We start from the raw sequence: 24,157 nt of genomic DNA, 5'->3' as shown, positions 1-24,157 counted from the left end.
ACTCACCCTAGGTTACTCGGCAGGAACGAGCTCCACATTTTCTGCCCAAGTAAGGTCCATGCCCAGCGTACGCAGCCAATTCATGGCGTCATCGCCGTAGCGCGTAATGCCTTCGACGGCGGTCAGGGTCCGCTCCATGGCGCGCTCGGCTTCCTCGGCACTGATGAGGCCGTTGGAGGTGGCGGCGGCTAGCTCGTCGATGTCGAGTACATCGACCGGCTCGCCGGAGGTGGAGACCAAGTCGACGTAGAGATCGCGGGTGGTCCACACGTCCCCGTCAATGTCGATATCGGCAACGTCGATGTAGAAGTCTTGGTGCACATCCACGCCCTCGCGGAAGTGGAAGATGTTGGCGCGCAGGCCAAGGTCCGGCAGCAGCCAAGACTCGAGGTAGCCGAAGCGCGGGTGGTTAGCACCGCGGGCCATGTAGAGGCCAAAGTCGGTGACCCGGTAGGTGTCTACCTCGCGCTGGAAACCTTTCGGGTCGACATTGATGTTGTCGGCGGTATTGAAGGTCTCTTGCTTGACTGGGTGCAGGTCAGTGCTCATTAGTTCACCTCGAGGTAAGCCGCGGTAGGTGGGAAGGAACACGAGGATTCAGCAGTGTTGACCGCACCAGAGAGGACCGCCACGACGGTGCCCTTGCCAGTCGTTGCACGGCCCGAGACCGTGGTGGGTCCATCGGTGTTGATGCCGTTGTTGAACAGGGGAGTGGTGCCGAACTGGAAGGTGTCCAAGTTGAACCACTGGACGTGCATGGCGCCCTGCTCTTCAGCGGCGGTCGGGGTACCCAGCGCGGTGAAGAGGAAGACGGTTTCGCCTTCGCCTGCACCTGGGGCCGGCATGTCGGTCGGGCCGGGCACGGCGATAGCGGAGCCAACCGAATCGCCCTGCCCGCCGATGCACTGCGCGGAGACCGTGGGCCAGTAGAACTGGCGGAAGCCGGGGTTATTTCCCTCCGGCATGGCTACGCCGCCCTCGTCGCCTTCACCGGCGGTGAAATTAAGTGCGGTGAGGATGGCGCTGCGGGCCTCCTGCGGGATCCATGGCTGTGCCGCGAAAGCGCGAACACGCTCCTGTGTCTCCGGGGTGGGACGGCCGAGGCTGTCCAGCGGGCTACTGCTCTGTGGGATGTTCACCAGCGAGGAGAGGTCGGGGGCGCCGGCATGCGCGGGCGTGATGCTGAGTAGGCCCATCATCACGGCAGCAGTAAGTCCGGCGACGCCACGACGGGCGGAGCGGGAAGAGTGCTGTTCGGAAAAGGCCATGGAAAATCCTTGTGTGTGGGTGGGGGACGTGACGGCAGAAACTAATTCACATGCGTCACAATAGTATCTGCTGCCACAATATTCACTTTTTTGATGTAGTCAACTCTAAATAGAGGTCTACTGTGCGGTATGTCGGCTGTTGATACCATTCTGTTACATCCCGCAGCGCTCTGCGGGATGGTACGCGCGATGCTGCACATGAAAGGGCTAGAGAGTATATTTAAGGGCCGTTCATACCGCTAACGCATCATGCTTTAAGGAGCACCCCACACGTGAGTAATACTGAGTTCCGTAACGTAGCCATCGTCGCGCACGTTGACCACGGTAAAACCACCCTCGTCAACGGCATGCTGGAGCAGTCCGGCGCTTTCGGCGACCATGGCGAACACTCGGATCGCGTCATGGACTCCAACGATCAGGAGCGCGAGCGCGGCATCACCATTCTGGCGAAAAATACCGCCATCCACCGCAAGGGCCTGGGTAAGGACGGCGGGGATCTCATCATCAACGTCATCGACACCCCGGGCCACGCCGACTTCGGTGGCGAGGTCGAGCGCGGTATCTCGATGGTTGACGGCGTTGTGCTGCTTGTCGACGCCTCCGAAGGCCCCCTCCCGCAGACCCGCTTCGTGCTCACCAAGGCTCTGGAGGCGAAGCTGCCGGTCATCATTTGCGTGAATAAGACCGACCGCCCCGACGCCCGCATCGATGAGGTCGTCACCGAGGCCCAGGACCTGCTTCTGGAAATCGCTGCCGGCTTGGAGGATGAGGAAGCAGCCGCTGCCGCCGAGGAGCTCTTGGATCTGCCGGTTCTCTACGCTTCCGGCCGCGAGGGCAAGGCCTCCACGGAGAACCCGGGCAACGGTAATGTCCCGAACGCCGATGACCTGCAGGCGCTTTTTGACGTCATCTATGACGTCCTCCCCGAGCCCTCCGCCAAGGTCGACGCTCCTCTGCAGGCGCACGTGACCAACCTCGACTCCGATGACTTCCTCGGCCGTATCGCTCTGCTGCGCATCTACTCCGGCACCATCAAGAAGGGCCAGCAGGTGGCCTGGATGCACTATGACGAGGAAGGGGAGATGCACACCAAGACCGTCAAGGTGGCGGAGCTCCTGCGCACCGTCGGCTTCCAGCGTCAGCCGGATACCGAGGCTATCGCCGGTGACATCGTTGCCATCTCCGGTATCTCCGACATCATGATTGGTGACACCATCGCGGACGTCGAGCACCCAGAGCCGCTGCCGCGCATCAAGGTCGATGAGCCAGCCATCTCCATGACCATTGGTGTCAACACCTCCCCGATGGCAGGCCAGGGCGGCGGCGATAAGCTCACCGCCCGCATGGTCAAGGCCCGCCTGGACCAGGAGCTCATCGGTAACGTCTCCATCAAGGTGCTGCCGACTGAGCGCCCGGATGCTTGGGAGGTTCAGGGCCGCGGCGAGATGGCCCTGTCTGTGCTCATTGAGAACATGCGCCGCGAGGGCTTCGAGTTGACCGTCGGCAAGCCGCAGGTGGTTACCCAGGTCATCGATGGCAAGACCATGGAGCCCTACGAGATGCTCACCATCGATTCTCCGTCTGAGCACCAGGGTGCCATCACCCAGCTGCTGGCCACCCGCAAGGGCCAAATGCAGTCCATGGACGTCCGCGAGGGCGACTGGGTCCGCATGGTCTTCCGCATCCCGGCCCGCGGCCTCATCGGTTTCCGTACCCAGTTCCTGACGGAGACCCGCGGCTCCGGCATCGCGAACTCCATCTCCGACGGCCTCGACGTCTGGGCCGGCGACATCAAGGCCCGCCCGACCGGCTCGCTCGTGGCCGACCGTTCCGGCCAGATCACCGCCTACGCTCTGCAGCAGCTGGCGGACCGCGGTGACTTCTTCGTGGAACCGGGCATGGAGGCCTACGAGGGCATGGTTGTCGGCGCCAACAACCGTGATGAGGATATGGATATCAACATCACCAAAGAAAAGAAGCTGACCAACATGCGCTCCGCCACCGCGGATGCCACCGTGACCTTGGCCAAGGCCAAGACCCTGTCCCTCGATGAGGCGTTGGAATTCTGCGGCACCGATGAGTGCGTTGAGGTGGGCCCGAAGGTCCTGCGCGTGCGCAAGGTCGAGCTGTCCGCCACCGACCGCAAGCGCGCGGCTGCTCGCGCTAAGCAGCTCAACAAGTAGCTCGCTAAGCGGCGCCCCTCGCGCCGCTACAGTGGTGGGGAAAGTTTTTAGAACGTAAAGGTTGTGTGGAGTGAACCGTTTCCTGCCCCGGCTCAGCGTTATCCTCGCAGCCGCTCTGCTGACGGCCTGCCAGGCTAACCCTGGCCCGCCGCCGGTGGTGGACGAGGATGATCGCAGCGCCACTCCAACGAATTCCAGCACGACGTCCCCGCCACCTGAAGCAGCACCCGAAGAAGACCTTCTGCCGAAGCGCAGCACCGTGTCCATCGGGGTCGACCCGCTGCGCGGCGGGCTCAATCCGCACCTGGTGGCAAACAATTCCGAGCTGGTTAACCAGATTGCGGAGCTAGTGCTGCCCTCTGCGTTCCACGGCGCCGAGATGGACACGGATGTCCTGGAATCTGCCGAGGAGATCGAAGCCCCCGAAGGCGTTGCGATGCGTGTGCGCTATACCATCGCCGCACCAGCCCAATGGTCTGATGGCACGCCGATCAGCGGTTCCGACTTTAACTATTTGTGGTCCCAGATAATGCGCACCCCGGGGACTAAGAATATTTCTGGCTATCGGGCGATCTCGGCTGTGCGGACCTCCGGTAATGGGCGGGTGGTGACCGTGGACTTCGACCACCGCGTCGAAGGCTGGCACAAACTTTTTGCCCATCTGATGCCCTCCCACCTTCTAGAAGACAGGGATTTCGCTTCAGTGCTGGCCGACGGGATCCCCGCCTCCGCTGGGCGCTACCTCGTGGAAAGCATGGACCGCGGGCGAGGAATCATCACTCTCAACCGCAATGACCGTTTCTGGGGAGAGGATCCCGCGAATATTGACGTCATCCAGCTGCGCGCGGTTCGCGATACCGCGCAGGCGGTGAATATGCTGCGCTCGCGCCAGATCGGTTTTGCTGATTTCACCCCGCAACAGACCACCCTGGAGAACTTGAGCCTGCTCAGCAATGTCAATACCGGTGTGGTGACACGGCAACGCCAGCTCCGCTTGGAAATGTCTGCCGCGGAGGGCGCTCTCAACGAGCAGCCCCAGCGCCGTGCGTTAGCCTCGCTTCTGGATACCGACCAGATAGCCCGCTTGGCCACCGGCCGCGCCTCGGAGCTGGAGCCTGGGCACAACCCCTTTGACAGCAACGCGGAGCTCGCCCCACTGCGGGAGCGGGCGGGACGCAAGCCCGTGCGCATCGGTGTGGATCCTCAAAATCCCACGGCCTTGGCGGCGGCCACCACCATCGTGGACGTGCTGCAAGCCAAGGCTATCGACGCGGAGGTCGTCACCGAACGCCTGACCACTATTACCTCGGACCTGCTTCCGGCGGGCAAGGTGGATGCCGTGGTGGCGTGGGATGAGAACGGAAACGACGCGATGAGCTTGGCCAATTACTTCGTGTGCGCAACGCCGACGCGCCCAGCGGCAACGCTGTCGGGATTCTGCCCAGACAATTCCGCGGAAACCGCCCTTGGCATCCTCTCCGGTGAGCTGGATTCCGAGGCTGCCGAAGAACGGGTAGGGCACCTTAACAGGGAAGAAGTGCTCTTCGTCCCGCTGCTCAATGAGGTGCGAGTCCATGCTTTGGGCAAGGGTATTGTTGGCCCAGGACAAAGCATCAAGGACTGGGATTCCGGTCTGATTAGCGCACCGCAGTGGAGGAAAGACGATGATTAAGGATCTCACGGGCTACCGCGTCGTGGCTGTTCACGCTCACCCGGATGATGAGGTGCTCTTTACCGGTGGCACGCTGGCGGATTTGTCCGCACGCGGCGCACAGGTCACCGTGGTTACCGCGACGCTGGGTGAGGAAGGCGAGATCATCGGCGAGCCCTACCAAGGCCTCGCGGAAACAGATCAGCTGGGAGGGTTCCGCGCTTGGGAACTCAAGCACGCGCTCGACGCCTTAGGCGTTGATGGCATTCAGCTTGGCGGATTCGGGCATTTCCGTGATTCTGGGATGGAAGGCTCGCCCGCTCACGAGAATCCGCGGGCCCTGGTGAACCGCGTGGATGAGGCCGCAGATCTGCTGCGCAGCCACCTCACCCAACTGCGACCACACGCGGTGCTGACCTATGGACCGGACGGCGGCTACGGTCACCCCGACCACATCGCGGTGCACAAGGCCGTGCATGCGGCTGCCGAGCCGGAGCAGCGTATCTGGTGGGCCGTCTTCGAGCGCGCCGCGCACTATCGCGGCCTCGAGGCTGTCACGCCTCCGGAGGGCTGGAGCCTGCCGGATAAGGCGTACTTGGACAACTTCACCAACGCCGGCTGCGATGTCACCTACGAGCTCACTGACGTGGCTTTCAGCGCCAAGCGCGCAGCGATGCTGGCCCACGCCACGCAGATTTGGCTTGCCGACGGCTCCCTCACCACCGTCAACCCCCACGCCGCCCAGGCGGGTCTTAAGGACCCCGCCCAAGTCCCCGCCGCCTATGCCTTGTCGAATTGGCTCACCATGCCTCTGCTGCGCCAGGAGTTCTACCAGCTTGGCCAGGGGGAGCCGCAGGAAACATTGCTGGGGGAGAAATGACCGAGCGCGCCATTCGCACTGATTTCTCCCGTGGCGAGCAAATAGGTGGCCTGGTGTGGCTCGTCTTAGGCGCACTCTGCTCATTGACGCTCGAGGTGGTCTATCTCACCGCGCGCCTGCCGTGGCCCGGCGAATCCGGGATGGCCTTTCCCATCACCATCCTCATCGCCTTCTGGTTCAACGGGGTGTTGACCCGCACAGCGCGTCTGTGGAGTGAGAATCCCTACATCGCAGGTACGCCAGTGCTGGCCTGGGTGGGAGGATTTCTCGCGTTCATGCTGGGAGCCGCCATGGGGGATAGCAGCCTGCTGGCCAATAATATTCTCAGCCTGCTGCTGTTCGCCGCGGGAATCGCGGGTAGCGTTTGGCCATTTTTCGCCTCGGAGTAGCATACTGTTAGTCGTAGAAAACCCGTGACACACAGGAGTTTAAACACCTTATGACTTACACCATCGCGCAGCCTTGCGTCGACGTGATGGACCGCGGCTGCGTTGAAGAGTGCCCGGTCGACTGCATCTACGAGGGCAAGCGCATGCTCTACATCCACCCGGACGAGTGCGTGGACTGCGGCGCCTGTGAGCCGGCGTGCCCGGTGGAGGCCATCTTCTACGAAGATGATGTCCCGGATGAATGGTTGGATTACAACGACGCCAACGCTGCCTTCTTCGATGATCTCGGCTCCCCGGGTGGCGCAGCAGCACTCGGCCCGCAGGACTTTGACGTCCCGATGATTGCTGCACTCCCGCCTCAGAACCAGGAGTAGACCATGAGCCGCACGCCGCTTGGACACACACTCCCGGATTTTCCGTGGAACTCGCTTGCTGACGCCAAGAAGAAAGCACAGGCGCACCCGGACGGGATCGTTGACCTATCGGTGGGCAACCCCGTCGATCCGGTTGCCCCTGGCGTGCAGCTAGCACTGTCCGCAGCGGCCGAGGCTCCCGGTTACCCGCAGACTCAGGGCACCCCGGAGTTGCGTGAGGCCATCGCGAAGGCGCTTGAGCGCCGTTACAACATGAACGTGGACGCGGTGCTGCCGGTCATCGGCACCAAGGAGGCCATCGCCTGGCTGCCCACTTTGCTGGGCATGCGCGGGGAAACCGTGGCTTTCCCGACGGTGGCTTATCCCACCTATGAAGTCGGTGCGCTCCTGGCCGGTGCCAAGCCCTTGCGCGCCGACGAGGATTTCCAGGATGCCTCGCTGGTGTTCATCAACTCGCCGTCGAATCCGACGGGCCGGGTGCTGGGCGTCGAGAAGCTGCGTGAGATCGTCGCCTGGGCGCGCGAGAATAACGCCATCGTGGCCTCGGATGAGTGCTACATGGGCTTGGGCTGGGATGATGAGAACCTGCCGGTGTCCATTCTGGATCCGCGCGTGACCGATGGCGACAGCACCGGGCTCATCGCCATGCATTCGCTCTCCAAGAGTGCGAACATGGCCTCCTACCGCGCCGGTTTCTTCGCGGGCGATGCCCAGCTCATCGCGGAGCTGCTGGAGCTGCGCAAGCACGCAGGGCTCATCGTTCCAGGCCCCATTCAGGCGGCCATGGTCGCCGCGCTTGACGACGACCCCTCCGAAGCCCTCCAGCGCCAACGCTACGCCGCGCGCCGTGTGGATCTCATGCGGGCGCTGACTGGCGCGGGCTTTAGGATCGAGCACTCCGAGGCTGGGCTCTACCTGTGGGCAACGCGCGGTGAGAACTGCCGTGAGACCGTGGACTGGCTGGCCGAGCGCGGCATCCTCGTTGCGCCGGGTGATTTCTACGGCCCGGCGGGCGAGCAGTTCGTGCGCATTGGTCTCAACGGTACGGACGAGCGCATCGCGGCGGCGGTGGCGCGCTTGGCTGAGTAAGTGGCCTTTCGCCCGCCGGCGCGGGAGGGGATTAGCCCGCGTAAGGTGATGCTCACTGGCATCGTGCCCGCCTCACCTACCTATTGGGCAGGTGAGGCGGGCGATTCCGCGTTTTCTCCTGGCACTCGCTTGGAACCGGGCACTGTGCTTCCCGGCCCAACGCTGGCATGGTATCACCCTTCGGTGCCTTCTGAAGAGCCTATTCCCTTTGACTATCGGGTGGTGTATGAGGATGGGGACCTGATAGTCGTCGATAAGCCGCATTTTCTGCCCACGACGTCGAACGGGCGCATCGTGCGCGAGACCCTTCAAACCCGCCTGCGCGTGGATTACGGGGAGGACTCCATCGTGCCGCTGCACAGGCTGGACCGGTTGACTTCGGGCTTGGTGCTGTGCTCGCGCAATCCCCACACGCGCGCTGCGTATCAGCAACTCTTTCAGGAGCGTGCGGTGGTGAAGCACTACCGGGCTCAGGTGGTCGTGCCCTTCTCCTTCGACGGCACGGTGCGGCTGGGCATGCGACGGGTGCGTGGTGAGCGTCAGGTCCGCGTGGATCCTTCCGGCACGCCTACGGTGACTCGGGTGCGCGCTCGGGGAGCGGTGGCCGATGTCTGGCCACTGACCGGCCATACCCACCAGATTCGCGTGGTGCTCAACCACCTGGGACATCCGATTGTGGGGGATGATACTTATCCCGTGGATCGAGGCTTGGATCTTTATGATTTCTCCACGCCGCTGCTGCTTTCCCATGTCGCTTTGAGTTTTAGCGATCCAATTGCCGGCCGCAAACGGGAGTTTCAGCTGTGAGATTGGGCGCTATTGCGGTGTGCGTTTTAGTTTGCGTTGAATGAGGGACTAAACTCAAACGAAGTTTTATTCACTATAATTGAGCATTTTGTACGAAGGGCGTGTCCATGGCGGATCTGAGCTTTGCTCGCTTTGCCTCGAATTTTGGCCAGTTCATTAAGTTCGGTCTGGTTGGCGGTTCGGGCGCGTTGGTCAATATTGCAGTTTCAATCCTGGCCGCAAAGTGTGGATTGTCCTGGTTCGGCGCTACGCCGCATGACGCGATGTTCAACCTCTTCGGCACCCAGTTTCACGTGCGCTGGTTCATGCTTTTTTCCACCATCGCCTTCCTCGTTGCGAATACGTGGAATTACCAGCTCAACCGCATGTGGACTTTTAAATCCGTTAGCAAAGTCTCGTGGTTGCGGGGTTTCTTCCCGTTCCTCATTACGGGCATTGGCGCGTATTTGGTGACCCTCGCGGTGCAGTACCTGCTGATGAATCCGACCTCGCCGCTGCAGCTGCCGCCCGATATTTTCGATGACTCGACGGGCTTCCGCACGATGTATTACTGGGCCAATGCCATTTCGATCGTGGTGGCGATGCCGATCAACTTCATCTTCAACAAGCTGTGGACCTTCCGCTCGACGCCCAAGGCGCCGGTCGTGGTCCATGAGACCGAGCCGGCCTAATATCGGACCTTCGCCCCGCCCCTCCCTTCGCGCTCACCAGCGTCGACCGGTGGGGTCTTTTCGCTGATGCGGTGAGCGCGAAGGGAGAGCGTCGACAAGCCCTGCACCCTTCGCGCTCACTGGCGCCCGCAAACAGCAAAGCCCGCCGTCCGCGGTGAGCGCGAAGGGCGGGGGGATGCGACGGAAGGGAGAGCTGCCTAGTCGTCGAGTTCGGCGTCCAGGCGCTCTTGGTCGCGGCGGTGCTGAAGGCGGCGGATGAATGGGGCGAGGACTAGGACAGAGACAGCGCCAACTGCGGTGCCGGCTAGATAGGCGGTGGGGTTGTGGCCGTCGGCTGGCGCATAGGCGTTATAAGCGACTCCCGTGAAAATCGCAATTACCGGTATGAAGTAAACGGCCATTGCAGCCCAGTTGCGGCCAGCAAGTGGGGTAGCGACGCGTTTGCGTAGCCATGCTGTGCCGATGGCATTGCCGATGACAGACGGCGCGATGGCGAGGAAGCAGAGCATGCTCATTTGACCAGGAAGGACCCAGGCAAGGATGGCTGCTGCGACGAGTTCGAGGAACATCGTCGGGGAAGCACTGATGGCGAGGGCCTTGTAGCAAGTTTCGCGTTCGAATTCGTCGTGGGAGGCGCGATCAATTTCGCGGAGCGTGTAGTTGGCAAGGGCGTTAATCATGTTGTTCATCTCCAAAGATTTCTTCGACGGGCTTTCCTAGTTCACGGCAAATATCGAGAGCTAGGTACACAGATGGGGAGTAGTTGCCGCGCTCGATATTGGCAATTGTTTGGCGGGACACGCCCGCCCGTTCAGCGAGGTCAGCTTGAGACATCTCGAGCCACCGACGCCATTTGCGGACCATATTCTGGTGCTCGGCCATGTGGTCTCCTTTACGGTGTGTCGTGCTTACATGCCCTAGTGTAAAGCAAACTTGTCATACAGGCAAGGGTTACATGCAAACATGCCATTCCCAGAAGGGCTGCATCACCACAGCCGGCAGCTTCGGTTTACGCCCTTTGAGCTGTTCAAGTGTGGTTTTGATGAGAAGTACGGCATCGTCGAGGTGGTAGCGGATATCGTCGGCAGTAAAGCGCAAAACCGTATATCCATGAGCCACTGCGGCGTTCTGCTTCGAGCGGTCTGCTTGAAAAGCACGACTATGTTTGTGGTGCTCCCAGCCGTCGACCTCGACGATGAGCTTGCCCATCTTCAAGTCAAAGCGGTAGTTCGCAATGAGCGCGTTGTGCTCGGGAAAGATCCCGTCCGCTCGTAGCCTTCGGCTCAGCTGGCGCTCCGGCACGCTGTCCGCGCCGATGGGCGTGTGACGAATAGTCTCCTTCAAACGCCGGGGAATCCGACGCATTCTCCGCTGGTCTTTGCTCAAGCGCTCAGGCCCAGTCTTGCCTCGATAGTGTTCTTCCAGCAGCTGCCCGCAAGCGGATGCTAAACGACGTGCAGCCCACAGCACCTGGACCACAGGCAGGTCATTCACCTTGGTTATAGCCGAAAGCCGCGAATGTGTCACCCGAAAGTTCTTCCCTTTGAGCGTGCGCGGTCCCTCGGCTTCCAGCGGGAACGTCAACTTCAGTCCCAAGTGAATCTCCCGCGCGGTCTTACCCGTGAAATGTATTCGGCTCAGCCCGTGAGCCAGGGCGCGTGCCACGGCCAGCGGCGACCACTCATCGCTGTAAATTCCCCGGTGTACACGAAAGAGTTTTCCCGCGCGGAGCTTCCGCCTGATTGCCTCCTTGCTCAGTCCCATCTCACGGAGCTCCGCGGTTGTCCATGCCTTCATGAAGCTCAAGGTATGCATTGCTTCACGACGCGTCGATAGTCAACTACCTACCTGTGGATAACTCGGGTTCGAAGTCCAGTTTTCCGGGGGTTATGTTGACGTGTCGCTAATTTTCCTGCGGCATTCATCTTCATTATCTCTTGGTTAGCCCCATTGGGGACTCCGCCAAGTAGCAAATAGCGCAGCCTGGCTGCTCGACCCGGCCCACGCCCTTCGTACGGGTGCTGGCCCCACCCTTCGCGGCCACCGGAATCGATTCTGTGCCCTTAAAGCATTCGCTGGTGAGCGCGAAGGGCGGGTGGTGATGTGGCGGGGTGGAGAGAACCGCTGCCTGGACCCTACCCCTGGCGCTCACCGGGATCGCTGATTAGCTGCTAGAGCGTTCGGCGGTGATCGCGAAGGGTGGAGCTGGGTTGGAAACTACATCGGAGCCGGGAATTGCATCGAGCACCGTTCGCGCTCACCGAGTGCCCATTGCCGACGCCCCACGTCCCAGCCGTGAGCGTGAAGGGAAGAGGCGGAGGGGAAGAGGCGCCGCTCGGGTCCACCTACCTTTGCGCTCACGGTGGCAGGCGCCTGTCATTGCCCGCCCATTGTTGGTGATCGCGAAGGGCGCTTGTCGGGGTGACGGCTCACGCGGTATGCCCTTGCCGGCCACCGAGAGCGGAGAAACGGCGCTACATCGTGTGCTGGTGAGCGCGAAGGGGGGGTGGAGTGACAGCGAGGAAGGGGCGCGGTTGCGAGAAGAGGCGCGGAGGCGAGCAGGGCGGCGAGGAGCGGCTAGCGGGTTTTGAGTTCCTCTGCGGTAGGTAAGGGCAGCCGGGCTGTAGGGGAGATGCCGCGGGCCTTGGCATTGATGACGCCGGCGATGGCTAGCACAGCGAACATGGTGGCGGCGGAGAAGAGCTGGATGCGGGCGGAGGCGTCGGTAAGCATGAGTACCGCAATAGCTGCAAAGAGTGCCAGGGCGAACCACGTGAGGTAAGGGTAGGCCCACATGCGCACCGGCAGCGGGTGGATGGCCTCGAGCTGCGGGCGCAGGCGCAACTGGCTCACCGCGATGAAGACCCACACGATGAGCAGCGAGGCTCCAGCGGCGTTGAGCATGAAGGACAGCAGCCACCCGGTATCTGCATAGTTGAGAACAACCATCACCGCGGAAAGAATGACAGACAACGCGATGGCCGCAGTCGGGACGCCGCGGCTGTCTGTCGACGCGAAGAGCTTGGGGGCTTCACCGCGGCTAGCCAGCGAGTGCATCATGCGGGAGGAAGCATAGATCTGCGCGTTGAAAGCAGAGAGCAGCGCGAGGACGATGACCACTTCCATAATGGCCGCAGCGCCTGGGATTCCGGCGCGGTCCAAGACCATGGTGAACGGCGACTCGGCGGCAGATTGCGCGGAGCCGAGCGAAGAATAGGGCAGGAGGAAGGTGATAACGAGGACAGAGCCCAGGTAGAACACCGAAATGCGGGTAATGGTTGTGCGTACCGCGTTGACGAGGGATTTCTCGGGGTCCTCGGATTCCGCCGCGGCGATGGCGACAACCTCGATGCCGCCGAAGGCGAAGGCCACGGCGAGCAGGCCGGCGGCCACGCCGCCAAGGCCGTTGGGCATGAAACCGTCGGCAAGGAAGACTGACGTGCCGATGAAGGTGTGGCCGGGGAGCAGACCGAAGATGAGCAGCGCACCGATGACAAGGAAAGCAATGATGACGGCGACCTTGATGAAGGCGAACCAGTACTCAAACTCACCAAATAAACGCACGCGCAGGAGGTTGATGGTGCCGAAGAGTGCCACGCAGACGGCCGCGGGGATCCACGGCGGGCAGTCGAACCATGCGCCGATGAAACCAGCAGCGCCCGTAATTTCCGCGCCGAGGACGGCGACGGTGGCAAGCCAATAAATCCAGCCCTGCGTAAAGCCTGCCCAGCGGCCAATGCCGTGCTCGGCGTATTCGGAAAAGGAGCCGGATGCGGGGATTACCGTGCCCATCTCACCGAGCATCTGCATGACCAAGATGGCAAGGAAACCCGCGATGAGGTAGGCCAAGAGGACCGCGGGGCCAGCGGCAGAAATGCCAACGCCGGTGCCTAAGAAAAGGCCTGCGCCAATGGTGGAGCCCAGCCCCATCATGGTCAGGTGGCGGACTTTCAAGCCGCTGCCGAGTGAGCTAGGTGAGGAATCGTTTTGAGCAGTCACCTTTAGCATTGTAGGCAGCCGCGAGCGGTAAGTGGGCATAAGGGGAGAATTGGTAGGGCGGGGCGAGGCCCCGTAGCGGCGCGTGCCCGGGGACAGGAAGCATGCGCCTCGGAGGCTTAGGCCACGATCGCAAAAGGCCCCCGCAGAAACAGGGGCCTCAGGCAGCAGCGTTTAGTTCTTGTGCAGATCCTCGTTGAGAGCCACAGCCTCAGACTTCCACTCCACGGCCTCGACGGCGCCGGTCACGGAGTTGCGGCGCAGCAGCACGCCGGAGACACCGGAGAGCTTAGAGCCTTTGACGGTCTCGCCCTCGGACAGGTCCAGTGCCTGAGCAATCTTGCCAAAGACCGCGATCTTGGTGCCGGCGGTGACGTAGAGGCCGGCTTCGACGACGGAGTCGTCGCCAAGCGAAATGCCCACGCCCGAGTTTGCGCCGAGCAGGCAGCGCTCACCGATGGAGATGACCTCCTTGCCGCCGCCAGAGAGGGTGCCCATGATGGAGGCGCCGCCGCCGATATCGGAGCCATCGCCCACGACGACGCCTGCGGAGATGCGGCCTTCGACCATGGAGGCGCCCAGGGTGCCGGCGTTGAAGTTGACGAATCCCTCGTGCATCACGGTCGTGCCCTCCGCGAGGTGGGCGCCGAGACGAACGCGGTCGGCGTCGCCAATGCGCACACCCGATGGGACAACGTAGTCCACCATGCGCGGGAACTTATCGACGGAGTAGACCACGACCGGGCCGCGGGAGGCGAGGCGGCCGCGGACCATCTGGAAATCAGCAACCGCGCAGGGGCCGTAGTTGGTCCACACTACGTTGGCCAGCTTGCCGAAGATCCCGTCCACATTCAGGCCGTGAGGCTTGACTGCGCGGTGGGAGAGTAGGTGCAGGCGCAGGTACGCGTCGTACGTGTCGGCGGGTGCCTCGTCAAGGTCCTTGATGGAGGTCTCCACCGCAATGCGGGCGACGCCGCGCTCCTCGTCGGGGCCAACCAGGTCAGCGAACTGCTGCGGAACCTCCTCCAAGCGTTCGGTGCCGCTGGCTTCTACAGAGATATCGGTGTGAACTGCGGGGAACCAGACGTCCAGGACGGTGCCGTCGTGGGTAATGGTTGCCAGGCCGCGTGCGGATGCTGAAGTCATAGGCTCACACCCTAGCAGCTACGCCTCGGTCGTGCGCCGTGAGTTACCCGGTAGTAGGTGGAAGATCACAACTAGGGCCACGGTCAGGATGAGGACGGCGAGGACTTGGTTGCGGGCGGAGGCGTCGAAAAGCATGAGAATTGTAAGACCCACCAGCGCCAGGGCAGTGACCCAAGGCAGCCACGGGAAGCCCGGAACACGCAGCGTGGTGAGTTCGCCGTTGGCCTTCATCTGAGGGTGCAGCTTGATGTAGGAGGCCACGATGAAACACCAGATGACCAGCAGGCAGCCGCCCACCGCGTTGAAGAGGAAGGCCAGAAGCCCCGGCGGGTTCCAGTACTGCAGCACCACCGACGCAAAGGCGAAGATGATGGAGAGCACCACCGCGTAAATGGGGGAGCCGGAGGCGTTGGTCTTGAGGAAGACGTGGTGTGCGCTGTGGTCCTTGGCCATGTCGTAGACCAAGCGGGAGGTGGCGTAAATCTGCGCATTGAAGGCGGACAGCAGCGCCAAGGCGATGATGGCTTCCATGAATCCGGCGGCGAAGGGGATCTTCGCGGCGGCGAGGACCAGCGTGAAGGGCGAGTCCGCCGCGACATCGGCGTCCTGGATGGAGCTAAAAGGCAAAGCCATGGTGATGACCAAAATGGAGCCGATGTAGAAGACCATGATGCGCACGATGATGGCGCGCACGGCAGTGGCCACGTTGTGGGCTGGGTCTTCGGATTCTGCCGCAGCAATGGTGACCAGCTCGATGCCACCGAAAGCGAAAGCCACGGCGAGCAAACCGGCGGCAAAACCAGGGCCGCCGTTGGGGAGGAAGTTCTCTGTGAAGTTGTGGCCTGCCACGGAGAGGTCCATGCCCGGCAGGATACCCAGTGCCATGAGCACGCCGACGCCCAGGAAGGCCACAATCGTGGCGACCTTGATGATGGCGAACCAGAACTCGAATTCGCCGAAGCCACCCACGGCGGCAAAGTTGACCACGGCGAAAAAGACCACGGCGACTAACGCGGGAATCCAGGGGTCCACCCCGAACCAGTTGGAGACAATCGCCGCGGCACCGGTTATCTCCGCGCCCATCACCATGACCAGCATGAACCAGTAAACCCAGCCCAATGTAAACCTGGCCCAGGGCCCGAAGGCCTGGCCCGCATAGGTAGAGAAAGCACCCAACGAAGGCCGGGCGGCGGCCATCTCGCCGAGCATCCACATCACCAAGGCGATGAGCGCACCAGCCACCGCATAGGAAATAAGGACGGAGGTGCCGGATACCTGGATGCCCAGGCCGACGCCTAGGAAGAGGCCCGCCCCCACCGCGGAGCCGAGGCCCATCATGGTGAGGTGGCGGGTTTTGAGTTGAGTGGCCGCAGCCATAGGGAAATCACCTTCAACGCTGTTGATTGTTTGCAACGGGAAGTACTTTACGCAATGCACTAAGCAACCGGGGGCGCTAGCATGGCGGGTTGTGACTTTAAATCTCTTCTCCGATCCCATTGAGCTGACCAAGGCCCTGGTGGATATCCCTAGCCCTTCGCACCACGAGCAAGCGATCGCCGATGCGGTCGAAGAGGCCCTGCGTGGTCTGGACCAGAGCAAAGTAGAGGTGGAACGCTACGGCAACACCGTGTGTGCCCGGACGAACCGGGGCCTTGAAAGCCGCGTGGTCCTCGCCGGTCATATCGATACCGTGCCCCTGGCCGATAACGTGCCCCACACCATGTCGGAGGACGGCAGCATCATGTATGGCTGCGGCACCGTGGACATGAAGTCCGGTATGGCCGTCTACCTCAACGCTTTTGCGCAGCTGTACAACTCCGATGAGCTCAAGCACGATCTCACGGTCATCGCCTATGAGGGCGAGGAGGTCGCCACCGAATTCAACGGCCTGGGCCACCTGCAGAAGGATCACCCGGAGTGGCTGCAGGGAGACCTTGCTCTGCTGGGTGAGCCCTCGGGCGCCATGATCGAGGCAGGCTGCCAAGGTACCATCCGCGTGCGCGTTACTGCCCACGGCACCCGTGCGCACTCAGCCCGCGCCTGGCTCGGCTCCAACGCGGCGCACACCTTGGCGCCGGTGATGCTCAACGTGGCCAACTACCAGCCCCGCGACATCGAGATTGACGGCTGCACCTACAAGGAAGGCCTCAACATCGTCCACCTCGAATCCGGCGTGGCCACCAATACCATCCCGGATGAGGCCTGGATGTTCGTCAACTTCCGCTTCGCCCCCGACCGCAGCACCGAGGAGGCGATGGCGCACCTGATGGAGGTCCTCGGCGAGCACGAGAACATCACCGTGGAGGTCGATGACATCGCCGGTGCCGCCCTGCCCGGTTTGGGCCAGCCAGCGGCACGTGCGCTTGTCGACGCCGTCGGCGGCAACGTCCGCGCCAAGTATGGTTGGACCGATGTGGCCCGTTTCTCCGAGATGGGTACCCCAGCCGTCAACTTCGGCGCTGGTGATCCGGGTTTTGCCCACAAGAAGGACGAGCAAGTACCCGTCACCCAGATCACCGAAGTCTCGACCGCACTCTTGAACTACCTGAAGGGATAAGACCACCATGACGCCTGAGCAACTGCGTACTCTGCGCGGACCTCTTCTCGTGCGCACTGCTGGAGAGCAGTCCTCCACTTTTGATCAGCGCCTGCTTCAGTCCGGCGCGGATCATGAGTGGCAGCACGCCGATCCCTGGCGCGTTCTGCGTATCCAGGGTGAGTTCGTGGACGGCTTCGACGCCCTGGCCAAGCTGCCCAAGGCCGTGACCGTTTTCGGCTCTGCCCGCACCCCGGAGGATGACCCGAATTATCAGTTGGGCGTGGCTTTGGGCCGCCGCCTCGTGGAGGCCAAGTACGCCGTCATCACCGGCGGTGGCCCCGGCATCATGGAGGCGGCCAACCGCGGCGCGCACGAGGCTGGAGGGCTGTCTGTAGGTCTGGGCATCGAGCTTCCGCACGAGCAGGGCCTGAACCCCTACGTAGATCTGGGGCTTAACTTCCGCTACTTCTTCGCCCGCAAGACCATGTTCCTCAAATACTCGCAGGCCTTCATCTGCCTGCCCGGCGGCATGGGCACCATGGATGAGTTCTTCGAGGTCATGTGCATGGTCCAAACCGGCAAGGTGACCAACTATCCCATCGTGCTCATGGGCACCGAATACTGGTCCGGCCTGGTGGAGTGGATGAAGAAGACCTTGGCTGAGGGCGGGTTCATCAGCCCCGAGGACCTTGATCTCTTCCTGGTCACCGACGATATCGACGAAGCCATCGCCCACATTCTGGCCGCGCACAAGGTCATGTCGGACAAGCGCCTGCGGGAGCAGGAGGGCAAGTGACCCAAGCGCACAACCTCGCGCGGGTCATGGCAATCGTCAACCGCACGCCGGACTCCTTCTACGACAAGGGCGCCACCTTCGAGCTCAACCCCGCAATCCAGCGTGCTGAGCAGGCGCTTGACGACGGCGCCTCCATCATCGACATCGGCGGCGTCAAGGCCGGCCCGGGTCAGCATGTCGACACCGCCGAGGAAATCGAGCGCGTCGTGCCCACCATTGCGGAGCTGCACCGCCGCCGCCCTGACGCGCTGATCTCCGTGGACACGTGGCGCGCCGAGGTCGCAGAGGCGGCCATCGCCGCTGGTGCCGGTCTGGTCAACGACACGTGGGCCGGCTGGAACCCCGAGCTCATCGAGGTGGCTGGCCACCACAAGGTGGGCTACGTGTGTTCGCACACCGGTGGCGTGACTCCGCGCACCCGACCACATCGTGTGCATTTCGACGACGTCGTCGCCGACGTCATCACCGAGACCACGCGGCTAGCCGAGCGCGCCGCCGACCTCGGCTGCCCAGAGGAGCTGACGTTCATCGACCCTACGCACGACTTCGGCAAGAACACTTTTCACGGCTTGGAGTTGTTGCGGCGCATCGATGAGATCGTGGCAACGGGCTGGCCGGTGCTCATGGCCTTGTCGAATAAGGACTTTGTGGGCGAGACCCTCGACCGAGCCGTCGACCAGCGCGTCGCGGGCACGTTGGCGGCGACGGCATGGTCGGCGGCACGGGGCGTGGCGGCTTTTCGTGTCCATGAGGTGGCCCCGACTCTCGACGTCATCCGTATGACCGCCGCTATCCAGGGGCACATGGCGCCCTTGGCGACGACCCGGGGGCTTGCCTAAGCCATGTCAGTCAACGTTTCCGTAGTCATCCCTGCGCTGAATGAGGAGCGCACCGTCGCCCACGTGGTGTGTGCCTGCCTGGCGGATGAACCTTTAGAAGTCATCGTCATCGATGCGGACTCGAGCGATGGGACTGCGGCGCGGGCCGCCGCGGCCGGCGCCCGGGTGTGCAATTGGCGCGACGTGGTGGAGGAGCCGCCGCAGCCTGGCAAAGGCGAGTCCTTATGGCGCGGGGTGGCCGCGGCCCGGGGAGAGGTCGTCGTGTTCATCGACGCGGACCTAGAATCCGCCGCGCCCGGGATGGTCACCGCACTCAGTGAGCCCTTCGTAGATCCGCACGTGCAGCTGGTCAAGGCGCGCTATGCACGCAGCCTGAACGGTCAGCCCACCGGTGGCGGGCGGGTCACGGAGCTGAGCGCCAAGCCGCTGCTGCGCATGTTCTTCCCTGAGCTCGCGCACATCGATCAGCCTTTGGGAGGGGAATATGCGATTCGCCGCGACGCGGCTTTAGACTTGCCCTTCGTTGCGGGTTATGGGGTGGAAGCGGGGCTGCTGATAGACGTCGCCAAGCGCTATGGCCCCTTTGCTATCGCCGAGGTGGACCTGGGTACCCGTACCCACCGCAACCGCCCGCTGGAGGAGCTAGCCCCCATGGCCGATGTGGTCTCGCGCACCATTCTCTCCCGCGCGGGCGTGGCTGGACCCGTTCCCCAACGGCCGCCGCTGCTGGGTAAGATTTAGCGCATGTTGTCCTGGATTCTGCTGATCGTTGTCCTCATCGCTCTCGTGATCATTGGCACCCGGGCGTGGGGAAGCCTCGTGGGACGGGGGACCGTCATGGAAGCGCCCGACAAGGCTGTGAATACTAACGCGGAGAATCTGCGGGCATTCGAGGAGGGGCGCTTCGATGACCTGCGCTTTGACGTGGTTGCGCGCGGCTACCGCCAGGATCAGGTGGATGCCCTTCTCGCAGAAGTGGAGCGTCGTGCGAAGGTGGCGTCTGAGGCTTCAGCGAAACCTTCGGCATAGGCTTGGTTGGGCCGTTGCTGGAGCCCGTGATTGAGCTTACGGGCAAGCCTGCGGGAGCGGGCCTGCCGCCATCGGCTGAAAAAGGGCTAGACTAGAAGGACGTATAAAACTCAGTCGAAGGAGACGCAATATGGCAGCGATGAAGCCCCGTACCACTGGTGGAGAGATGGAAGCGGTAGAGGAGTCCCGCAAGATCGTCATGCGCATTCCTTCTGACGGGGGTGGGCGCATTGTTATTGAGCTCAGCAAAGAAGAAGCAGCGGAGCTGGGTTCACTCCTCGTAGCAGTTTCTAGCTAGTCTAGGAGCATGCTTTCACATATCGTCGATATTCTGGCCGATCCCGCCGATGGCAGCGCCCTTGAGGGCGCGGATGATTTTTCCCGCCTCGTGTCGGAGACCGGCCATTCCTATGATGTGGCCAAGCAGGGCTACGTCACTCTGGCAGCTGGTGCAGGCCTGAAACACCAAGGCGATGATGCCGCGATGGTCACCGCCCGCGAAACCTACCTGGCTATGGGGCACTTTGCGCCCTTCGTGGAGGCAGTCACCGGTGCGGTGCAGGATTCTCTGGAGAATCAGGACGCAGCTCAGCATGCTGGTCTCGATGAGGATACTGCCCCCTCGCTCTTGGAGGTCGGCGCGGGCACTGGCTACTACCTTGCGCATACGCTGGACTCGATTGAAGGTGCGCGCGGCGTGGGCCTGGATATCTCTACGCACGCGGCTAAGCACCTGGCCAAGTCACATGAGCGAGTCGGCGCCGTGGTTGCGGATGTGTGGGAGCGCCTTCCGCTGAAGGATGATTCAATTCATGCCATCTCGGTGGTCTTCGCGCCGCGTAATCCGGCGGAGTTTCAGCGCGTCCTTGCGCCGGGCGGGGAGGTTATCGTGCTGACCCCGCAGGCGGGCCACCTAGACGAGCTGCGTGAGCCTCTGGGCATTCTCGGCGTGGAAGAAGGGAAGGTTGAACGCCTCTACGCGCAGGCGGAAGGTTTCCTTGAGCAGGCAGCTGATCCGGTCGATATTTCTTTCCCCATTGTCTTGGATAAGGCTTCCATCGCCGCGCAGGTGGGTATGAGCCCCTCGGCGCGCCACATTAGCCCGGAGGAGCTGGCAGAGCGCATGGCCTCCTTGCCGCAGACGTTGACCGTGACGGCCCACGCCCGCCTGGATCGACTGCGTTCGGCCTAGCGCTTTTCGGCCTTCCCTTCAAAGACCCTTCGAAGCCTCCCTTCGAAGTCTCCCTTCGAAGCGGCCCTCTAAAGACCTTCCTCCACGTCACCCTTCGCGCTCACCGGGAGTGGGCGTGGTGGAAGTTTGTAGTCCGCGGTGAGCGCGAAGGGCGCGGGTGTTTACACCGCGGTGGACTTACGCCGCATTCTCCCTTCGCGCTCACCGGCGTTGCGTGCGGCAGCCATGCGGGGCTTTCGGTGAGCGCGAAGGGCGGGCAGGGCGACAGGGCGTAGTTTGGCACAGCCCGCTTCGGTTCTTTTAGCTCAATGCCGTTTGGGGTGCGCTTGCGTATTGGTGCGTCGGCATGTTGTTAGCATCGAGCTGCATCCTCGCCGCATTCTCCCTTCGCGCTCACTGGCGTTGCGCGCAGCAGCCATGCGGGGCTTTCGGTGAGCGCGACGGGCGGAGCGAGCGAAGAGCGGTAGGGCAAAGGACAGTGGGGGCACAGGGAAAGCGGTCGAGGCCGCACAGAAAAAGAGGCCCGGACACCCGGACCTCCCTCATTAACTTCGCCTGATGCGCTTAGGAACGCTTGGTGCCCTTGCGGCTCCACGATTGTTCAATGACAGCTTCGCCATCGGTGCTGACCTCGATGGCGGAGCAACCACCGTCGAAGTAGACGCGGGAGCTCATAGCCACCAAACCGCCGTCGACGAAGACCTCAACGCTGGCACCATCCTGAATGACGGTGAGCGTATCCGAATCTCCCTCAGCCAGCGGCGCCACCGCGGGAGCGGAGTCCTTGAAGTAGTTATCGAAGGCCTTGGACATGGAGCGGTCCAGGCTGATTTCCTCACCAGTATGGCGAATGACGGCAGCGGTATCGCCAGAGCCGTCCTTCAGCGTGACGGTCACGCTCGAACCCGTAGGTACTTCGAGCACGCCCGTCCACGACTGTGCATAATCCGAAAGCTTGACGGCATCCGGCAGTCCCTCCGCCGGGGTCTGGTACAGCACGCCACCCTGCAGCGTCACCGCGCGCGGCAGGGACAGGCTATTAGCCCAGCCCTCGGCCTCCCATGTGGGGTGCTTGGTGGCGTCGTCACCGCGGCCGTTGCCGTTGAGCAGTCCGAGGATGACTGCGCGGTCGTAGCGGCGTTCCTGCGGAATCGTTCCGGTCGTGGTGTTGGTGTTGCGCGGACGGGAGAAGTCATGGCCAAAGTCCACGCGCTGGAAGCCCTTCGCAACGGTGAACACGGTGCCATCAAGGCGGCCCACGATATAGCCGGAGACATCGCGGCCCTCGCGTTCCAAGGTCACGAAGAGAACGTCGTAAATCTCCCTATCCACCTCGTCGCGCAGGCGTACCAGACGCGGTGAAACCACCGGCGGGATGGGGGAGGTGGCCGGAACCTCGCCCTCCTCAAAGCCAGGGTCCCCCTCGAAGCTCAAGGGTCCGAGGAGCGTCCAGGATTCGCCATTGGGGCTGTCCAGGATCACCGGTACCGGGGCGTCGGAATGCCCGGTCAGCGCCAGCATGAGCCAACCATCATGGCCCTCTTCGCGGTCTTCCTTGGCCCAGTCCGGGACCACGGAGGGAGAGCGGAAGCGGTCGTAGTTGGTATGGGCGCCTACGGCTTCCCCGAAGCGGACAACGTCTGGGTCGAGAGCCGAAGGATCATCAGACACGATGCATTCATCGGCGTAGTCGGTGTAGCGCGCCAAGCGCACACTCGTACCCACCGACGTCACCGACGTGAAGTACAGGTTCAGAGCGTCCTTTCCTTCCGCCACGGACCCTGCACGCAGCGATAGCTCGCCGCCGACGGGGGCGAGGACGTCGTCGCAGTCGAGCCACGCGAAGGCCGTTTCCTCGGAGGTGGAATGGCCCCAGCGCGCAGGTTGGCCGGCATCAGGACGGTACTGGTGGAACAGGTGCCAGGTATGACCGTCCCGGACGATTCCTGCGGGGGCGTCGAGGATCCCGCTATCGGGAACGAAGTGAAGTTCTGGGCGATGGTGCGTTTCTTTATGCGTCACGGCAGTCCTTCCTACATTAACGAGCGGTAAATGTCCACGGTCTGCTGCGCGATGGTAGCCCACGAGAAGTCCTCGATGGCGCGCTGGCGGCCAGCGGAACCGAAGCGTTGTGCCAGCTCTTTATCGGCGGCGACACGGTTCACGGCGGCAGCCAGATCAGCTTCAAAGGTGGCTTCGTCATTTACGTCATAGTTGACCAAAACGCCGGTTTCGCCGTCCACAACGACCTCCGGGATGCCGCCCACATTGGAAGCCACAACCGCGGTGCCACAGGCCATCGCCTCAAGATTGACGATTCCCAGCGGCTCATAAATAGAGGGGCACACGAAAACATCCGAGCCGGAATAGACCTGCTTGATCTCCTCGCGCGAGAGCATGTCCTTGACCCAGAACACGCCGTCACGCTGAGCGCGCAGCTCCTCCACGAGGGCCTCGGTCTCTGCCGCAATCTCCGGCGTATCCGGCGCGCCAGCACAGAGCACTAGCTGAATGTCTGCATCAAAATTCTGGGCAGCCTTCAGCAGGTGCTTCACACCCTTCTGCCGGGTAATCCGGCCGACGAAGGCAACGATGGGACGCTGCTTGTCGACGCCCAACTTATCCAGCACCGCGGATTCACCCGGCTGCCAGACCTGAGTATCAATGCCGTTAAGGACTACATGCACCTTGTCTGCGTCGATGCGGGGGTAGGCATCCAGGATGGAATCTTTCATCCCAGCCGACACCGCGATGACGGCATCGGCGTATTCCATGGCATTCTTTTCCGACCACGAGGAGATCTCATAGCCACCGCCGAGTTGCTCGCGCTTCCACGGCCGGTGCGGCTCGAGGGAGTGCGCGGTAACCACGTGGGGGATGCCGTACAGGCGGCCGGCAAGGTGGCCACCCAGGCCCGTGTACCAGGTGTGGGAGTGAGCCACATCGATATCGGAGGCGGCGTTGGCCATGCGCAGACCAGTGGAAAGCGTCTGCACGGCGGCATTGGCCTCCTTCAACGCAGGATCGACGCCATGCACAAAGACGTCCTTCTCATCGCGCTCAGAACCCATGCAGTGCACAGAGACATCGATGATCTCACGCATGAAGCGTGTGAGCTCTGCAACGTGGACTCCCGCTCCGCCATAAATCTCTGGCGGATACTCCTTAGAAAATATTCCGGCTCTCATACCCGCCAGAATACGGATTATCCACAGCTCGCGCTAAACCTTGACGGAGCGTTCAGCGAGGTGGGACGTCGAGAAGCAGCGGGGGAGGTGGGAGGCCGACAATAGGGGGTAGAAACAAAC

25 protein-coding genes are annotated in these 24,157 nt (G+C 62.4%); 15 read left to right on the top strand and 10 right to left on the bottom strand.

All coding sequences use genetic code 11. The features are described 5' to 3' along the window. Positions 1-12 precede the first annotated feature (12 nt). Positions 13-549 carry a ribonuclease FAU-1 family protein gene (locus HMPREF2537_RS11135; RefSeq protein WP_070529033.1) on the bottom strand — a complete coding sequence of 179 codons (537 nt, stop codon included), beginning with the start codon at positions 547-549 and terminating at the stop codon, positions 13-15. Next, complete coding sequence (locus tag HMPREF2537_RS11130) at positions 549-1,268, bottom strand: Rv1157c family protein (protein WP_070529030.1); 720 nt, start codon at positions 1,266-1,268, stop codon at positions 549-551. Before HMPREF2537_RS11130 ends, HMPREF2537_RS11135 begins: the two co-directional genes overlap by 1 nt. Before the next feature lie 272 nt (positions 1,269-1,540). Here HMPREF2537_RS11130 and typA point away from each other — a divergent pair, with 272 nt between their 5' ends. The 8 genes from typA to HMPREF2537_RS11090 all read left to right on the top strand — a co-directional run bounded on the left by typA (position 1,541) and on the right by HMPREF2537_RS11090 (position 9,312). Beyond that, a complete protein-coding gene (gene typA, locus HMPREF2537_RS11125) occupies positions 1,541-3,451 on the top strand; it encodes a translational GTPase TypA (protein ID WP_070529025.1) in 1,911 nt (636 codons plus the stop codon). Between the two features lie 70 nt (positions 3,452-3,521). Further along, a complete protein-coding gene (locus HMPREF2537_RS11120; RefSeq protein ID WP_070529018.1) occupies positions 3,522-5,123 on the top strand; it encodes an ABC transporter family substrate-binding protein in 1,602 nt (533 codons plus the stop codon). Continuing rightward, a complete protein-coding gene (locus tag HMPREF2537_RS11115) occupies positions 5,116-5,982 on the top strand; it encodes a PIG-L family deacetylase (RefSeq protein WP_070529011.1) in 867 nt (288 codons plus the stop codon). The genes HMPREF2537_RS11120 and HMPREF2537_RS11115 overlap by 8 nt, the downstream gene beginning before the upstream one ends. Beyond that, positions 5,979-6,371 (top strand): hypothetical protein, encoded by a 393-nt coding sequence (locus tag HMPREF2537_RS11110; RefSeq protein WP_070529010.1) that lies wholly within the window; start codon positions 5,979-5,981, stop codon positions 6,369-6,371. The genes HMPREF2537_RS11115 and HMPREF2537_RS11110 overlap by 4 nt, the downstream gene beginning before the upstream one ends. A 50-nt stretch (positions 6,372-6,421) precedes the next feature. Then, entirely contained in the window at positions 6,422-6,745 is a 324-nt protein-coding gene (gene fdxA / locus HMPREF2537_RS11105; protein WP_005327491.1) for a ferredoxin, read from the top strand. Positions 6,746-6,748: 3 nt separating this feature from the next. Further along, on the top strand, positions 6,749-7,834 hold the full coding sequence (gene dapC / locus HMPREF2537_RS11100; RefSeq protein WP_070529002.1) for a succinyldiaminopimelate transaminase: 1,086 nt from the start codon (positions 6,749-6,751) through the stop codon (positions 7,832-7,834). Continuing rightward, complete coding sequence (locus HMPREF2537_RS11095; protein ID WP_070529000.1) at positions 7,835-8,641, top strand: pseudouridine synthase; 807 nt, start codon at positions 7,835-7,837, stop codon at positions 8,639-8,641. Positions 8,642-8,748: 107 nt separating this feature from the next. Continuing rightward, positions 8,749-9,312: a GtrA family protein gene (locus tag HMPREF2537_RS11090; RefSeq protein ID WP_070528995.1), complete on the top strand. Its 564-nt coding sequence runs from the start codon at positions 8,749-8,751 to the stop codon at positions 9,310-9,312. 197 nt (positions 9,313-9,509) lie between these two features. Here the strand turns inward: HMPREF2537_RS11090 and HMPREF2537_RS11085 are convergent, their stop codons facing one another. The 6 genes from HMPREF2537_RS11085 to HMPREF2537_RS11060 form a co-directional block, all read right to left on the bottom strand. Then, complete coding sequence (locus HMPREF2537_RS11085; RefSeq protein WP_070528992.1) at positions 9,510-9,992, bottom strand: hypothetical protein; 483 nt, start codon at positions 9,990-9,992, stop codon at positions 9,510-9,512. Further along, positions 9,985-10,194 (bottom strand): helix-turn-helix transcriptional regulator, encoded by a 210-nt coding sequence (locus tag HMPREF2537_RS12915; RefSeq protein WP_070528987.1) that lies wholly within the window; start codon positions 10,192-10,194, stop codon positions 9,985-9,987. The genes HMPREF2537_RS11085 and HMPREF2537_RS12915 overlap by 8 nt, the downstream gene beginning before the upstream one ends. Positions 10,195-10,263: 69 nt before the next feature. Continuing rightward, on the bottom strand, positions 10,264-11,109 hold the full coding sequence (locus HMPREF2537_RS11075; RefSeq protein WP_070529505.1) for a type IV toxin-antitoxin system AbiEi family antitoxin domain-containing protein: 846 nt from the start codon (positions 11,107-11,109) through the stop codon (positions 10,264-10,266). 780 nt (positions 11,110-11,889) lie between these two features. Next, positions 11,890-13,320, bottom strand: coding sequence for an amino acid permease (locus HMPREF2537_RS11070; protein WP_070528984.1), 1,431 nt, complete (start codon positions 13,318-13,320; stop codon positions 11,890-11,892). Positions 13,321-13,482: 162 nt separating this feature from the next. Beyond that, the gene (gene dapD, locus HMPREF2537_RS11065; RefSeq protein ID WP_070528981.1) at positions 13,483-14,454 is read right to left on the bottom strand and encodes a 2,3,4,5-tetrahydropyridine-2,6-dicarboxylate N-succinyltransferase; all 972 of its coding nucleotides are present in this window, start codon (positions 14,452-14,454) and stop codon (positions 13,483-13,485) included. An 18-nt stretch (positions 14,455-14,472) separates the two neighbouring features. Next, positions 14,473-15,831, bottom strand: coding sequence for an amino acid permease (locus HMPREF2537_RS11060; protein ID WP_070528978.1), 1,359 nt, complete (start codon positions 15,829-15,831; stop codon positions 14,473-14,475). A gap of 91 nt (positions 15,832-15,922) precedes the next feature. Between HMPREF2537_RS11060 and dapE the strand changes: the two genes are divergently transcribed. From dapE to HMPREF2537_RS11025, 7 genes are all read left to right on the top strand, one after another. Then, positions 15,923-17,011 carry a succinyl-diaminopimelate desuccinylase gene (gene dapE, locus HMPREF2537_RS11055; RefSeq protein ID WP_070528975.1) on the top strand — a complete coding sequence of 363 codons (1,089 nt, stop codon included), beginning with the start codon at positions 15,923-15,925 and terminating at the stop codon, positions 17,009-17,011. Between the two features lie 7 nt (positions 17,012-17,018). Further along, a complete protein-coding gene (locus tag HMPREF2537_RS11050; RefSeq protein ID WP_070528970.1) occupies positions 17,019-17,789 on the top strand; it encodes an LOG family protein in 771 nt (256 codons plus the stop codon). 26 nt (positions 17,790-17,815) lie between these two features. Further along, entirely contained in the window at positions 17,816-18,628 is an 813-nt protein-coding gene (gene folP / locus HMPREF2537_RS11045) for a dihydropteroate synthase (protein WP_210383659.1), read from the top strand. Between the two features lie 3 nt (positions 18,629-18,631). Then, on the top strand, positions 18,632-19,369 hold the full coding sequence (locus HMPREF2537_RS11040; protein ID WP_070528964.1) for a glucosyl-3-phosphoglycerate synthase: 738 nt from the start codon (positions 18,632-18,634) through the stop codon (positions 19,367-19,369). 3 nt (positions 19,370-19,372) lie between these two features. Then, positions 19,373-19,657: a DivIVA domain-containing protein gene (locus tag HMPREF2537_RS11035; protein ID WP_070528958.1), complete on the top strand. Its 285-nt coding sequence runs from the start codon at positions 19,373-19,375 to the stop codon at positions 19,655-19,657. Positions 19,658-19,787: 130 nt separating this feature from the next. Beyond that, positions 19,788-19,955: a DUF3117 domain-containing protein gene (locus HMPREF2537_RS11030; protein ID WP_010187237.1), complete on the top strand. Its 168-nt coding sequence runs from the start codon at positions 19,788-19,790 to the stop codon at positions 19,953-19,955. A 9-nt stretch (positions 19,956-19,964) separates the two neighbouring features. Next, positions 19,965-20,849 (top strand): methyltransferase domain-containing protein, encoded by an 885-nt coding sequence (locus HMPREF2537_RS11025; protein WP_070528954.1) that lies wholly within the window; start codon positions 19,965-19,967, stop codon positions 20,847-20,849. Positions 20,850-21,413: 564 nt separating this feature from the next. On the opposite strand, the gene HMPREF2537_RS11020 is transcribed toward HMPREF2537_RS11025, so the two are convergent. Both HMPREF2537_RS11020 and glgA read right to left on the bottom strand, forming a co-directional pair. After that, positions 21,414-22,871, bottom strand: a complete 1,458-nt coding sequence (locus HMPREF2537_RS11020; protein WP_070528951.1) for a GH32 C-terminal domain-containing protein — start codon at positions 22,869-22,871, stop codon at positions 21,414-21,416. 11 nt (positions 22,872-22,882) lie between these two features. Further along, on the bottom strand, positions 22,883-24,037 hold the full coding sequence (gene glgA, locus HMPREF2537_RS11015) for a glycogen synthase (protein ID WP_070528948.1): 1,155 nt from the start codon (positions 24,035-24,037) through the stop codon (positions 22,883-22,885). Between the last annotated feature and the right edge of the window lie 120 nt (positions 24,038-24,157).

Origin of the sequence: Corynebacterium sp. HMSC074E01 (genome assembly GCF_001808885.1) — a bacterium.
GTDB lineage: Bacteria > Actinomycetota > Actinomycetes > Mycobacteriales > Mycobacteriaceae > Corynebacterium.
This window is presented reverse-complemented; position numbering and strand designations above follow the sequence as displayed.